The sequence below is a fragment of the Methylomonas rivi genome (genome assembly GCF_024505165.1).
Taxonomy (GTDB): Bacteria; Pseudomonadota; Gammaproteobacteria; order Methylococcales; family Methylomonadaceae; genus Methylomonas; species Methylomonas rivi.
The window spans coordinates 1-13,490 of the sequence record NZ_JANIBK010000109.1 but is presented as its reverse complement, the minus strand read 5'-3'; the positions used below and the strand labels follow the sequence as shown (position 1 = coordinate 13,490).

General features: G+C 55.7%; 12 protein-coding genes. 1 reads left to right on the top strand and 11 read right to left on the bottom strand.

The annotated features are described in order from the left end of the window. The 9 genes from kdpB to NP596_RS15790 form a co-directional block, all read right to left on the bottom strand. Positions 1–1,584 (bottom strand): potassium-transporting ATPase subunit KdpB (gene kdpB, locus NP596_RS15825; protein ID WP_256616356.1); only part of this gene is annotated, 1,584 nt, incomplete at its 3' end. Positions 1,585–1,711: 127 nt separating this feature from the next. After that, positions 1,712–3,517, bottom strand: coding sequence for a potassium-transporting ATPase subunit KdpA (gene kdpA, locus NP596_RS15820; RefSeq protein WP_256616355.1), 1,806 nt, complete (start codon positions 3,515–3,517; stop codon positions 1,712–1,714). Continuing rightward, positions 3,517–3,606 carry a potassium-transporting ATPase subunit F gene (locus tag NP596_RS22085; RefSeq protein ID WP_371927964.1) on the bottom strand — a complete coding sequence of 30 codons (90 nt, stop codon included), beginning with the start codon at positions 3,604–3,606 and terminating at the stop codon, positions 3,517–3,519. Before NP596_RS22085 ends, kdpA begins: the two co-directional genes overlap by 1 nt. A gap of 413 nt (positions 3,607–4,019) precedes the next feature. Next, on the bottom strand, positions 4,020–4,538 hold the full coding sequence (locus tag NP596_RS15815) for a septal ring lytic transglycosylase RlpA family protein (protein ID WP_256616354.1): 519 nt from the start codon (positions 4,536–4,538) through the stop codon (positions 4,020–4,022). A 588-nt stretch (positions 4,539–5,126) separates the two neighbouring features. Next, the gene (locus tag NP596_RS15810) at positions 5,127–7,001 is read right to left on the bottom strand and encodes a putative bifunctional diguanylate cyclase/phosphodiesterase (RefSeq protein ID WP_256616353.1); all 1,875 of its coding nucleotides are present in this window, start codon (positions 6,999–7,001) and stop codon (positions 5,127–5,129) included. Continuing rightward, the gene (locus tag NP596_RS15805; RefSeq protein ID WP_256616352.1) at positions 6,998–8,152 is read right to left on the bottom strand and encodes an FIST signal transduction protein; all 1,155 of its coding nucleotides are present in this window, start codon (positions 8,150–8,152) and stop codon (positions 6,998–7,000) included. The genes NP596_RS15810 and NP596_RS15805 overlap by 4 nt, the downstream gene beginning before the upstream one ends. 429 nt (positions 8,153–8,581) lie before the next feature. Beyond that, complete coding sequence (locus NP596_RS15800) at positions 8,582–8,782, bottom strand: hypothetical protein (protein ID WP_256616351.1); 201 nt, start codon at positions 8,780–8,782, stop codon at positions 8,582–8,584. Positions 8,783–8,793: 11 nt separating this feature from the next. Then, complete coding sequence (locus NP596_RS15795; RefSeq protein WP_256616350.1) at positions 8,794–9,162, bottom strand: DUF4186 domain-containing protein; 369 nt, start codon at positions 9,160–9,162, stop codon at positions 8,794–8,796. Between the two features lie 15 nt (positions 9,163–9,177). Then, positions 9,178–9,963, bottom strand: coding sequence for a dienelactone hydrolase family protein (locus NP596_RS15790; RefSeq protein ID WP_256616349.1), 786 nt, complete (start codon positions 9,961–9,963; stop codon positions 9,178–9,180). 515 nt (positions 9,964–10,478) lie between these two features. Here NP596_RS15790 and NP596_RS15785 point away from each other — a divergent pair. Beyond that, positions 10,479–11,012 carry a flavin reductase family protein gene (locus NP596_RS15785; protein WP_256616348.1) on the top strand — a complete coding sequence of 178 codons (534 nt, stop codon included), beginning with the start codon at positions 10,479–10,481 and terminating at the stop codon, positions 11,010–11,012. A 187-nt stretch (positions 11,013–11,199) separates the two neighbouring features. Here NP596_RS15785 and NP596_RS15780 read toward each other — a convergent pair whose 3' ends face one another. Next, positions 11,200–12,336, bottom strand: coding sequence for a S1C family serine protease (locus tag NP596_RS15780; RefSeq protein WP_371927963.1), 1,137 nt, complete (start codon positions 12,334–12,336; stop codon positions 11,200–11,202). Between the two features lie 435 nt (positions 12,337–12,771). Beyond that, positions 12,772–13,188, bottom strand: a complete 417-nt coding sequence (locus tag NP596_RS15775) for a hypothetical protein (RefSeq protein ID WP_256616347.1) — start codon at positions 13,186–13,188, stop codon at positions 12,772–12,774. Between the last annotated feature and the right edge of the window lie 302 nt (positions 13,189–13,490).

The window sequence follows — 13,490 nt, the reverse complement described above, 5'->3', positions numbered from 1 at the left end:
GGTACCGTCGCCGGTCATCGCCACCAACCGGCCGTCGCTTTGGTGCTGGCGAATCAGGGCCAATTTGGCTTCCGGCGTGGCTTCGGCCAAAAAATCGTCGACGCCGGCTTCGGCGGCGATGGCGGCGGCGGTCAGCCGGTTGTCGCCGGTGATCATGATGGTCTTGATGCCCATTCGCCGCAGTTCGATGAAGCGTTCCTTGATGCCGCCCTTGACGATGTCTTTCAGTTCGATCACCCCCAGGGCGCGTTTACCGTCCGCCACTACCAGCGGGGTACTGCCGCGGCGGGCGACGTCGTCGACCAAGGTTTTCAGTTCGGGTGGAAATTTGCCGCCTTGTTCCTCGACATATTGGCGAATCGAGTCGGCCGCGCCCTTGCGGATTTGCCGGCCTTCCAGGTTGACGCCGCTCATGCGGGTTTGGGCGCTGAAATGCACGAAAGTAGCGCCCAGAGAATGAATGTCGCGTTCGCGGATACCGTATTTTTGTTTGGCAAGAACCACGACGCTACGGCCTTCCGGGGTTTCGTCGGCCAATGAAGCCAACTGTGCGGCGTCGGCCAGTTCGCGGTCCTTGATGCCCTTGACCGGGAAGAAGCCGGATGCCTGGCGATTGCCCAGCGTGATAGTGCCGGTTTTGTCCAGCAACAGCACATCGACGTCGCCTGCCGCCTCCACGGCCCGGCCGGAGGTAGCAATGACGTTTTTCTGCATCATGCGGCCGATGCCGGCCACGCCGATCGCGGACAGCAAGCCGCCGATGGTGGTAGGAATCAGACACACCAGCAGGGCCACCAATACGGTGATGCCGATCGGGCTGCCAACACCCGCGGTCTGTACGCTGTACAACGAGAACGGCAGCAAGGTGACGGTCGCCATCAAAAACACCAGCGTCAAGGCTACCAATAAAATGGTCAGAGCGATCTCGTTCGGCGTTTTCTGGCGTTTGGCGCTTTCCACCATGCCTATCATCCGGTCGAGAAAGCTTTCGCCGGGATTAGTGGAAATACGCACCACCAGCCAGTCGGACAGCACTCGTGTTCCGCCGGTCACCGAGCTGAAGTCGCCGCCGGATTCGCGGATCACCGGCGCCGATTCGCCGGTAATGGCGCTTTCGTCGACCGAGGCCACGCCTTCGATGACGTCGCCGTCGCCGGGCACAAAGTCGCCGGCTTCGATCAATACCACATCGCCCTTGCGCAAGGTGGAACCGGCCACTTTGCTGTAGTTGCCGCCGTATTTGGGCTCGTCGAGCTTTTTGGCGGCAATGTCGCGTTTGGCGCTACGCAAGAATGCCGCCTGCGCTTTGCTGCGGCCTTCCGCCACCGCTTCGGCGAAGTTGGCGAACAGCACGGTGAACCACAACCACAGCGCGATGCTCAGGATAAAGCCGGCGGGGGCTTCGCCTTCGCCGCCCAAGGCTTGCAGCCACAACACGGTGGTGAGGATGCTGCCGAGGTAGACCACGAACATCACCGGATTTTTCCATTGCTGCTGCGGGGTAAGTTTGGCAAAAGCGTCGAAACACGCTTGTTGCAGGATTTGCGGATCCATTAAGGACGTTGAAACGGGTTTGCTAGTCATAGGGTTACCTATATCAATTCTATGTAGGCCGGAATAAAGCGGTTTTAGCGATAGCGAAAATGGCTGTTTCCGGCGGATGGCTTTGCCGGAAACGCTTACGCTTATTCCGGCCTACGATCCTACGGTTTTACGGATTAATCATTTGCAAGTGCTCGACGATGGGCCCCAAGGCCAATGCCGGCACGAAGGTCAAGGCGCCGACCATCAGCACGGTGACGATCAGCAACACCACGAACAGCGGCGTATGGGTCGGCAAACTGCCGGCGCCGAACGGGACGGCTTTCTTGGCGGCCAGGGAACCGGCAATCGCCAGCACCGGTATCATCAGCCAGTAGCGGGAGAACAGCATCGCCAGACCCAGCATGACGTTATAGAACGGCACGTTGGCCGACAGGCCGCCGAAGGCGCTGCCGTTGTTGTTACCGGCCGATGACCAGGCATACAGCACTTCGCTCAACCCGTGGGCGCCGGAATTGAAAATCGAGGCCTTGCCGACATCCAGCATCACCGACAGCGCGGTACCGCCCAACACCACCAAAGGCGGAATCAAGATCGCGATGGCGGCCATTTTCATTTCGTACGCTTCGATCTTCTTGCCCAGATATTCCGGCGTGCGGCCTATCATCAGGCCGGCGATGAACACCGCGACGATGGCAAACACGATCATGCCGTACAGACCGGAACCGACCCCGCCGAAAATCACTTCGCCCAGTTGCATCAGCCCCATCGGCACCATGCCGCCGATGGGGGTGTAGGAATCGTGCATCGAATTGACCGAACCGTTGGAGGCGGCGGTGGTCGCCACCGCCCACAGGCCGGAATTGACGATGCCGAAGCGGGTTTCCTTGCCTTCCATGTTGCCGCCGGCTTGTTGCGCGGTAATGCTTTGATCGACGCCCAACGCGGTCAAGGCCGGGTTGCCGTGTTGCTCGGCCGGTACCGTGACGCAGATCGAGGCCACGAATACCAAGGTCATTGCGCCCAAAATCGCCCAACCCTGACGAGTATCGCCAACCATGGCGCCGAAGGTATGGCACAGCGCGGCCGGGATCAGCAGGATGGCCAGCATCTCCAGGAAGTTGGACAGCGGGGTCGGATTCTCGAACGGATGGGCGGAGTTGACGCTGAAGAAACCGCCGCCGTTGGTGCCCAATTGCTTGATCGCGATTTGCGAGGCCGCGGGACCCATGGCCAAGGTTTGCTGTTGCGTTTGCACGGTTTCGGTGACCGGCTGGCCTTCTGCATCCACCACGGCTTCGCCATTGGCATCCAGTTTAGCTACGGAGTAGCTGACCGATTCCTGCAAGTTAACCGTCTGATACGGATTAAAGTTTTGCACCACGCCTTGGCCGACCAGCGCCAGCGCCAGCAAAAAAGACAATGGCAGCAGGATGTACAAGGTGCTGCGGGTCATATCGACCCAAAAGTTGCCGATGCTGTTGCTGTTGCGTCGGCTAAAGCCCCGAATCAGCGCCGCTAGTACCGCCATGCCGCTGGCGGCGGAGAGAAAATTTTGTACCGACAAACCCAACATCTGAGTCAGATAGCTCATGCTGGCTTCACCGCTATAGCCTTGCCAGTTAGTATTGGTGGCAAAGCTGACGGCGGTATTGAACGATGAGTCTGGCGTTACCGCGGGCAGTGCTTGTGGATTGAGTGGCAACACGTCTTGAAAGCGTTGTAGCAGGTAAACCACGAGCAAACCCAATAGGTTGAACGCCATTGCCGCCAGCGCATACTGAGTCCAGCGCATCTCCTGTTCCGGCTTGATGCCGCTGAGGCGATAGAACAGTCTTTCGATGCCGGCGAACCAGCGGTTCAAACCCACCGATTCGTCTTGATAAACGCGCGCCATATAAGCGCCCAAAGGCTTGGCAAGTGCCAACAGCACGATGACATAAACCGCGATCTGTAAAAAACCTTGTGCAGTCATCAGAATTTCTCCGGATAAAACAACGCGACGACTAAATAAACGAACACGACGAGCGTTAAGCCGGCGCCAAGTAAATAAACCCCGCTCATGATTGCCCCCTTAACGATTCGCAACCGGTGATCAATAACGCCGTCGCTACAAAGAACGCCGCTGTTAACAGCAAATACACGATGTCCATTTATATGACCTCTTAAAAAAGTGAAAAAACTCAACATTGCAATCGACCCTGATTGCTTGGTAAGTAATGTACAGATTGATCGATAAAAAAGTCGTAAAAGTATCCATGCCGAATATAAAGGAAATATAAAAATACGAGTGGTTGAATCATTGACAGATTTTCAGAAAAAAAGGCCCCCTTCACTTATGAAAAGGGGGCCGAGGTCAATCAGTGTGTTACCACTGACTAACAAGCAGGAGCCGGCATGAAACCCGAAACTTGCTCAACAGGTGAAAAGCAGATTTTTGATGAAGCCAGCGCCATCAATACTTCACCCGGTTGTTATTAACTACCCAGATACTCGACTTTGACTTCAGCTACTCCCCGCATACCGATTTGTTTTGCCGCACCTTGAGATAAATCGATAAGCTTGCCATTGCTAAATGGACCACGATCATTGATGACAACATCCACATAACGGCCATTACTGAGATTGGTAACGCGCACTATCGATGGTATCGGCAAGGTTTTATGCGCTGCTGTCAAGCCCTTGGGATCGAAGCGTACGCCGCTGGCGGTGCGATTGCCCGATTCGGCGCCATACCAGGACGCTTTCCCGTTAGCCTTATAGCCAGTGGCGAAATACATGGGTGTGTATGTCCTGCCATTAATTTTATAAGGCTTGTTGTAGGCGGCTTTCTTGGCGTTATTCGGCAATGCGGCTTGCGTATCATTAGCGTGCAGTACAGGATCGGCTGCGCAGCCGCCGAGCATACTGAACAGAACGATCAGTAAAATTAGGTGCCTCGAATACGTCTGTAGGCTAAATCGGCTTGGGAAAGCCGATAATGAATCTATGAACATAAACTTTCTCTCCGCTGGGAAGGATGCTTTAAAAAGGCATTGATCGAATTGACCAACGGGACTGAATATCTCCCGTCTAATAACAGCCTTCAATTAATTGACTACAAGACAGATTGCCGTAGGCAATGCCGTGGAAAAACGGCACTACCTACAGTTTGACGATGTAAATCCAGACTAGGCGTCAAGAACGAAGCGATGAACCGAAATCGAGGTTACTTGAGATGGTAGCCATGCAAAACAGCATGGTGGAAATAATGAACTCGCCGGACATGAAGACAAACATGCCTGTTGTGAAGGAAAATCCGGTAAAAATGTCTCTGTATAAATTGTTCGATTTGTTCATGATGCCCCCAAAAGGCCCCTGCTTTCGACAAAGAACCCAATATGTATCGATAGCAGTTAGTTAAATTTAAAGTGCCTCCCTTCGCCAGTAACAATTATCCTTAATTGCTGGTTGCTTACTGTACAGAGAGATGAATAAAAAATTCGTAAAGGTCAGTAACTTGGCTATAAAGAGAACGTAAAAGTTTATACAGGTAAATTCTTTTACCTCCCAAACGCGGGCAGTCCGCCGGTTGGCCTGACGGGTTAAATCAGCGCTTGTTTGAGCGATAAGGACAGGGCGCCTTGCTCGAATAAGGTCTCGAATGCGTCAATCGGCAGCGGCTTGCTGAGCAAGTAACCCTGATAGTGGCGGCAACCGTACCGCATCAACAAAGCCAGTTGCTCCTTGGTTTCCAGGCCTTCGGCGATCACTTCCAAGCCGAGATTTTGCGCCATGCCGATAATGGTTTGAATGATAACCGCCGCGCTGGGGTCGCTGGTGATGTCGCGCACGAAACTTTGGTCGATTTTCAGTTGATCCAGCGGCAAGCGCTTTAAATAAGCTAACGACGAGTACCCGGTGCCGAAATCGTCCAAGGAAAAGCGTAGCCCCAAGTTTTTCAGTATCTGAATTTTTTGAATGACTTGTTCGGCGCTGTCCAGCATCACGCTTTCGGTGAGTTCCAATTTCAGCAAACCGGCAATATCGCCATACCGGGCCATTAGCCGGCAAACCTTGTCGGTAAAATCCGGTTGATGGAATTGCACGGCACTGACGTTAACGGCCAATTGCAACTGACGCATGCGTGGATGCTGTTGCCAGCCGCGTAGCGTCTCGCAAGCCATTTGCATCACCCAATCGCCGATTTCGACAATCGCACCGGTTTCCTCCGCCAGGGGTATGAATACGGCGGGCGACACCAGGCCGCGCCTGGGATGCCGCCAGCGGATCAAGACTTCGGCGCCGGTAATGTGGCCCTGGTCGTCGGCCTGCACTTGGTAATAGAGCAGGAATTCCTTTAACGGCATGGCGCGCAGCAAATCGGCTTCCAACTCCAGCCGGGTCATGATGACGGACTGCAGCTCCGGATCGAAAAAGCGGATGGTATTGCGCCCGGCGATTTTGGCCTGGTACACCGAAGTCTCGGCATTTCTTAACAAGGTTTCCAGCGTATCCAGATGCGCGCGGAATAAACTGATCCCTATGCTGAACGAGGCCGAAAGCTCGCGCCCGTTCAGCCGATAGGGCGGCGTCAGTCCCTGCTGTATTTTTTGGGCGATCTGTTCGGCCTGAATGGCCGCCTCGTTTTGGGTGGCCGGTAGCGGCCAGATCAGCAGCATGAACTCGTCGCCGCCGAAGCGAGCCACGGTGTCGCCCTCGCGGATACAGGTTTCCAGCCTTCTGGCGGTTTCGACCAGCATGTTGTCGCAGGCCTCGTATCCGTAATAATCGTTGAGTTGCTTGAAGTGGTCGATATTCAGCGTCATCAGCGCGCCGTACTGGCCGCTGTGGGTCGCCATCGCCATGGCTTGCTGGATACGGTCCAGCAACAGCCCCCGGTTGGGCAGGCCGGTCAAGGCGTCGTGCAAGGCCAAAAATTCGGCCCGCGTATCGGCCCGCTGCTTGTCCGCAATCAATTGGGAGGCGTATTGGTCGTTGTTGCGGCACAGCAATACGGCCCGCGCCAGGTGCGCCATGATGGGTTCGAACATCAGCGTCAGCGGCAGTTCGGTTTCGGGCATCCTCGGCGCCATCAAAATAATCACGCCCAGCTTGCCGATAGGCAAGCGCAAAAAAGCATGATAGCGGCCCTGCGTCGCCGGCATGCCGGACAACAGCTCGGTTTGGCCGTCTGCCTTGGCGGCCGGCCCCAACAGCAGACGCCTGGGCAGGGCCAGTTGCTCGCCGACATGGCGAATTAATTGATAATCGCCGACGGCCGCGTCCAGCCTCGCGGTTAATATTTCGGCATCGACCGCCGTCGGCGCCGGCAGGTCCAGGCAAATAAACCCGGCCGGAAAAGAGGTGTAATACAACAAACGCTGCAACGTACGGGTCAGCAGCGGGCCGACGCTGGATTCGCCTCCTATCGTCAATGCCATTTCATACAGAATGGGGATGACTTCGTCGCGATTCATTGGCCTGTTCCCCAATCGGCCGTTACCAAGGTGGCGTTCTGAAACAAAGGATAGCCCCACAAAGTCGACTCGCCGATCTCGCCCAAGGCGAGCGCGCCGGCCACGGCGGCAGGCTGGGTAACTTCGCTGAAAATACGCAGCTCTTCTTCGGCCGCCGCATCGCCCATATGTTGCTTGCGCCCGGCGCAATAAAACAACAACAAGCCGTTGGCGGCCGACCCGCCCCGCAACTGAGCAAGGCCTTGCCGCAAGGTCTCCAGCGTGTTCAACGAATCGACCCGAGGCGCTTCCAGCAAAGTCAGCATGGAATGAGCCGGCACTTCGCCTATACAGAACAACGCGTTATCGTCATCCAGCATCACCGGAATCCGCACCAGCGTGCAATGGTTGGCCCGCAGGATGCCGAACGGAAAATGCACGGCGTAGCGGTAGAAGTTTTCCCGGGTAATGTCCACGCCGAATTGCGCGCGCACCAACCCCTGGTATACCTCGAAAGCCGGGCGCCAATCGATGTGAATGATGCGGTTGCCGTCCGTGGACGTGGCCGGCAGGGCATGCGCCTGGGTTTGGTAACCGTGCTCCAAAACCGCCCCCCGATGCGGCTTGAGCAAGATCGCCAAAACCCCGTTTCCGACCATATCATGGCTATCGAACAGGCACGGCATAGCCTGAAAAGTCTCGCTGCCGGCATTGACGCCGGCGTAATGCACCCGGTTGGCCAGTCGCAGATACAGCTCGTCCAATAGCGTGCCGATGTTGGGCAGCAGACCGTCCAACAGCAAAAACAGCGTGGCCGGCGTATCGTCGTCCAATCGCGGGCTAACGCCGGCGGCAATCCGTTCCGCGGATTCGGCGGTAGTCTCGAGCACGCCGGTATGCAACGCCATGTAGGGCATGGTATCGAAACGCAACAGGCAAATACCGCTACGGTGAAATTCGGTGCCGTAAATCAGTTGCGGAAAAACCGCCCCGCAGAGAGAGATTCGCTGACGGCGGCACAGGGCTTGCAATTCGGGTACTTGGTCTTTTTCGGATTCCGGAACCATAACCAACACGCCCATGCCGGGAAATTCCGTCCGCCAATTCAGCAACAGGCTCTCGATGCTGTCCATATCGACCGAGGAAAAATAAATCATGCCGCTGCTGCCCATTCACCGCTCCCACTTATAAATAACCCGGAAAGCATATCCAGCAAAATGCCAAATGTAAAACACCGTATTTTTATATGGATATTGCTGAGCTAGGGCGTTGGAGAGTGCGAGGTTGGTGCCGAATAGCTTATTGTTTAGTCAGTCCGGTGGGTGGGCACGATTTATCTGCCCACCCGGTGCCGATAGTAATCCTTCTAGCGGCGGGCAGACAAATTTTGCCCACCCTACGCCCGTCAATCATCGGGAAAACGCCGGGCATGCAACAGCACTGCCGCAATCGCGCGTATGCCCTGCCCGTAAACGCCCTGCAACTGATGCCGAATCCAGCGCATGCGCTGGTATTGAATATTCCTGGCGAGGAACCTATGCGTATTGCAACGAAAATCATATGCCAAGGCGTGGAATAACAAGGCTAAGCCTGTTGACGGACTAGCAAGCCCCCCCGGCAAACTCAAGCAATAACGGCGGAAGCTGTCGCATATCGCTAAATACCCTGGTATTTTCTTTACGGTATGCCGACGTATCGTCCGCCATGAATTGAAATGCCGCCATTCCCGCCGCAATCGCCGCGTCGATCCCGGCTTCGCTATCCACCACCGCACATTGCATATCGATATGCACAACCGGCATGCCGTTTTACATTACGCGTCCGAAACGCGGTGCATTTCCCGCCGCAGCCAATGCAACAATACCTCGACGATGTAATGTTGTTCTTCGTCGCTCAACGCTCTTCCCTGCCCTATGCCGTGCCACTTCCGCAGGCAGCCCCGACAACAACAGGCGGTGGCATGTTGGGCCACAAACACCGGGTGGCCGCGATACGGAGTCTGTTTGCCGCCGTTCGGAATCACCGCCGGCGCCAGGCGTTTGCCGACGAAATCCAGCGCATGCTGGCGTATGGTCGGCAGGCCCTTGGCGCGCAGATACTGCATCTCCTTGGCCTGCAGACGAAACTTGCCGCGAAAAGCCGACTTGGCCAGCGCGGCAAACAGTTGCTCCAGATCTCTCACAACGCCTATCGCTGCTTAGGGTTTGAAAACTTCGCTAAATAATTCCCGCATGGCGGCCCAGGATTGCCGGTCGGCTTCCGCATCATAGGCAACCGCCAAATCGTTGGCCTTGCCCAGCCTGTCCGCATCCGGATTGGTAAAGCCGTGGATGACGCCGGGATAATTGACGAAGCGGTAGTCGGCGCCGGCCTTGTCCATTTCCTGCTTGAAAGCGGCGATGCTTTCCGCCGTGACGAAACCGTCCGCCGCCCCATTCAGCACCAAAACCCTGGCTTTAACCTTGCCCGGCTGGGCCGGCGTTTGCGTGGCCAGATTGCCATGAAAACTGACTACCGCCGCCAGATCGACGCCCTGGCGCGCCATGTTCAATACTGTAGAACCGCCGAAACAATAACCGATGGCGGCGATTTTAGCGGCATCCACATTGGGCCGGCTAGCCAGCAGTTCTCTGGCGGCCTCGAACCGCTGTTGCGCGAGTCCCGCCCGCGCCGTGACGCTATTCATGAAAGCCGCCGCATCCTTGCCGTGTTCGCTGTACTTGCCGCCGCCGTACATGTCCACCGCCAGCGCGGTATAACCCAAGTCCGCCAGCATGCGGGCCCGTTTGCGGGCATATTCGTTCAATCCCCACCATTCGTGCACCACCAATACGCCGGGTTGCTTGGCGCCCTTGGCATCGTCCCAGGCCAGATACCCCTTCATGACCGTATCGCCGGCCCGGTATTCGACGTTTTCCTCATGCAACGCCGCCTGCAGTAACGGGCTGAACAGGAAAGAAATCAATAGCAAAACAAGTTTCATGACATCTCCAAATTTATGTTTAAAAACTTGTAACCATTCAGTGAATGCCAGCCGATGCGGATCAATTGCGTAGGTTGGGTTAGCTCGATAGAGCGTAACCCAACTATTGAAGCCATTGCACCGCCATAAGCCGATGCGTTGGGTTACGGCTAGCGCCTAACCCAACCTACGCTGAATGGTTACAAAAACTTTAACTACCGTTATTTATGGGTGGCGATAGTTTTGACTTGCGCGGCAACCGCCCCATGCAGTCCTCTTTATCAAGGGGCGCAATAATCGTATGATTCGGTTCCCGGAAGTTATTTACGATCATATCCCAAGCCGGTATAACCCGGCATAATTACGCCAACCGGCGGCTGAACGGCAGCCCGGCTTTAAAAAACCGCGCCGGCAACCCCGGATAATTTCGGCTTCGCGATCGCTCGCGAATCGGAGATAATACAAGGGCTTAACGCACGGCGGACGAAGGCTAACGCGCTGGCGGCATCCCACACTCATCAACCCGGTACAATCTTATGTTGCAAGAACTGCCTCTCGGCGATGTCTACCAACTGCTGGAACCCGGCCCCGTCGCGCTGCTGACCACCGCCGCGCAAGACCGTCTCAATATCATGACGCTCTCCTGGCACATGATGATGGAATTCGAGCCGCCGCGGGTTGCTTGTATAGTCAGTGCAAACAACCACAGTTTTGCTGCCTTGACCGACACGCTGGAATGCGTGATCGCATTGCCGGCACGGCATTTGGCCGAAAAAGTCGTGCAGATCGGCAACACTTCCGGACGCGACACCGATAAATTCGCCGCCGCCGGCCTGACGCCGCAAGCCGCCTGGCAGGTTGGCGCGCCGCTAATCGCCGAATGTTTCGCCAACCTGGAGTGCCGCGTCACCGATACCCGCCTGGTGACCGATTATAACCTGTTCATTTTAGAGGTTGTAGAAGCCTGGACCGATCCCCGGCAGCCTAACCCGAAAACCCTTCACCACCACGGTTACGGTCGCTTTGCGGTAGACGGCGAGGAAATCAGTTTCGCCTCCAAGATGCGTTGACGGGGTGAAACCGCAATCGGACTAACCGCAAGCGCTTTACCGCTTAGCCTGTTTTGTTCGACGCCCTGCTTGGCCCCATCTGAGATAAAGAGGCGTTCGGTACGGAACGGTTTATTTGCGCCAATGAGATTACGCTGGTCTTGGAAGGCATTCCGGCGTTTTAAATCCACAGCCTGCTGCCAGGGGATCAATTGCCCGGTTGCAGGGTTACCGTCACCTCCAGCGGGTTTCCGTTCCGCAATACTTTTAACCGGACAACATCGCCGACTTGGCGATCATCCAACAAACTCAATAACCGGCTGATGGAATCCACTGTTTTACCATCCAGAGCCACGATAATGTCGCCCGGCGTTATCCCTAATCTGGATACGGAAGCGCCAATCAGACCGGCCTTTTCCGCCGCCGAACCCGGTTGCACGCGCAGAATCGCCACGCCGCCGGTGCCCAACATAGTCACCAAGCGCTCGTTAAGCTGCTGATCCAGTTCAATGCCCAGGGCGGGCCGTATGTATTGGCCGTTTTTGATTAACTCGGGCACCACGCGCATGACGGTATCCACCGGCACCGCAAACCCAATGCCCGCGGACGCACCGCTAGGGCTGTAAATGGCGGTATTGATACCGATCAAACGGCCGGCCGAATCCAATAAAGGCCCGCCGGAGTTACCGGGATTAATCGCCGCATCCGTCTGAATCAGATGCTCCACCGCAGGGCCATTGTTGCCGCCCAAGGTTCTATCCAAGGCCGAGACGATGCCGGTTGTCAGCGTCCAGTCCAAACCGAACGGGTTGCCGATGGCGAACACTTTTTGCCCGACTTTCAGATCGTGACTGGTGCCGATCGGCACCGGCGGAGGACGTTTAAAACCTACCCCGATCTTGAGCACGGCAATGTCGTGAACTTGGCTCGCTCCCACCAAGCCGGCCCGGTAGTCGCGGCCGTCGGCCAGTTTAACGATGGCTTCGTTGGCGCCGGCAATTACATGAAAGTTGGTAACGACATGGCCCGCTTCATCCCAGATGAATCCGGACCCGCTACCCTTCGGCACGGAAAACACATCGCGCGTCCATGCATCTCGAACCAAGGCGGCGGTAGTGATATAAACCACCGAGTCCTTGGTTCTTTCGAACAGCTCAATGGTGTTCTTTTCATCGGCCGCCAAATCCCCGCGCGCGACAACCGTTCTAATGGGCGCCTGGTTTGGTGCCAGCAACGATTCAACCACGGGCCACATTTTCCATAACAACATTAATCCAGCCGCCACCAAACCTACCGTCATCAGGCGGCGGTTAACGGGATCGGGCGCGTTGGGTTGAGTGTACATAACCATTAACCGATGTCGTTTCGAGTTTAAATAACCGTCCGAGCGGATATATTCCATGCATCGCATGAAAAAACAACCGCACCTATCCGGCAGGCTCTTGGGGACGCAAAAATAATGCATTCCGGCGGAATCGGCAAGAGTCATTATTTTTCCTGATTAGCACGATGCTTCAGCCAACTCCGCGCGCCCTTTGAATCGTCATTTCGGCAGGGAATGCTGAAATCCAGGTTACAAGGATAGCTCGAAGCTCGCCATCCATGGCACTGGATGCCCGCTTCCCGGCGGGCATGACGGTTTCTTGGATTTAGCTGATGGAACTTACTAATCAGGTTATTTTTGGGGACGGTAACGGTTAAAACACCGTTGCGCTAACTGCCGATTTTGTCATCATCCTGTTGTTTGCCCAGTTCGGCTTTAATCGAAATGTTCAGCAATTTAATGAATGGCGCTGTGCTGTTTGGGTGTCATCGCTTCCACGAAAGCCAAATGGCCCGGTGCATCGAACAATATGCGCTGTTCGTTGAAAAACTCGCCGGCGGCGTCGATGGCATCCAACAAGATGGCTATCACGTAACGTTCCGCATGAGACGATTCCACCATTTTTGCGGGCACCGCTGCTTCTATCCTTAGCATCTGCGCATCTTTTTCGAAAGAATGTAACCTTAAGCCTTCAAAGTCCGCTTTTTCCCGCTGGCTGGGCAATAAATACACAATATTCAGAATAGGCAGTTTCTTTTGCATGGGCTGCCCCGCAAATCCCGCCAGATCGATGGCGACTTTGGTAATGGCTTTGAATACCGCACTCTCTTCAAGCGCGCGGTCCGGAATCATCGACGAAATATGCACTGTCATAGTAATCTCTTTATAGAACCCTCAATTAGGTTAGCAATACGCGTTCCAATAACCTGGCAGGCAAGCCAATTAAGGTCCGAAGGCACCGAGCAACGCCTATTCCTCACCGGCCGATTGGCGCCTGTCCTACAATGAAGCGCCTTTCAACCGCGGCATGAGCCATATCGAACAATCGCGCTCGCCACACCGCAAGGCAAGTGCTGCTCGGAGCGGGCCCAGGCTAATGCAGGTTCAATTCGATGTCGACCCGCAGGCCGCCCTCGGGCCGGTTCCGGGCGGCAATGCCGCCGCCCAGGGCTTCG

Coding starts and splice junctions, on each gene's coding strand:
- kdpA (WP_256616355.1), bottom strand. CDS start 3,517: ATGACTGCACAAGGTTTTTTACAGATCGCGGTTTATGTCATCGTGCTG.
- NP596_RS22085 (WP_371927964.1), bottom strand. CDS start 3,606: ATGAGCGGGGTTTATTTACTTGGCGCCGGCTTAACGCTCGTCGTGTTC.
- NP596_RS15815 (WP_256616354.1), bottom strand. CDS start 4,538: ATGTTCATAGATTCATTATCGGCTTTCCCAAGCCGATTTAGCCTACAG.
- NP596_RS15810 (WP_256616353.1), bottom strand. CDS start 7,001: ATGAATCGCGACGAAGTCATCCCCATTCTGTATGAAATGGCATTGACG.
- NP596_RS15805 (WP_256616352.1), bottom strand. CDS start 8,152: ATGGGCAGCAGCGGCATGATTTATTTTTCCTCGGTCGATATGGACAGC.
- NP596_RS15800 (WP_256616351.1), bottom strand. CDS start 8,782: ATGCCGGTTGTGCATATCGATATGCAATGTGCGGTGGTGGATAGCGAA.
- NP596_RS15790 (WP_256616349.1), bottom strand. CDS start 9,963: ATGAAACTTGTTTTGCTATTGATTTCTTTCCTGTTCAGCCCGTTACTG.
- NP596_RS15785 (WP_256616348.1), top strand. CDS start 10,479: ATGTTGCAAGAACTGCCTCTCGGCGATGTCTACCAACTGCTGGAACCC.
- NP596_RS15780 (WP_371927963.1), bottom strand. CDS start 12,336: ATGTACACTCAACCCAACGCGCCCGATCCCGTTAACCGCCGCCTGATG.
- NP596_RS15775 (WP_256616347.1), bottom strand. CDS start 13,188: ATGACAGTGCATATTTCGTCGATGATTCCGGACCGCGCGCTTGAAGAG.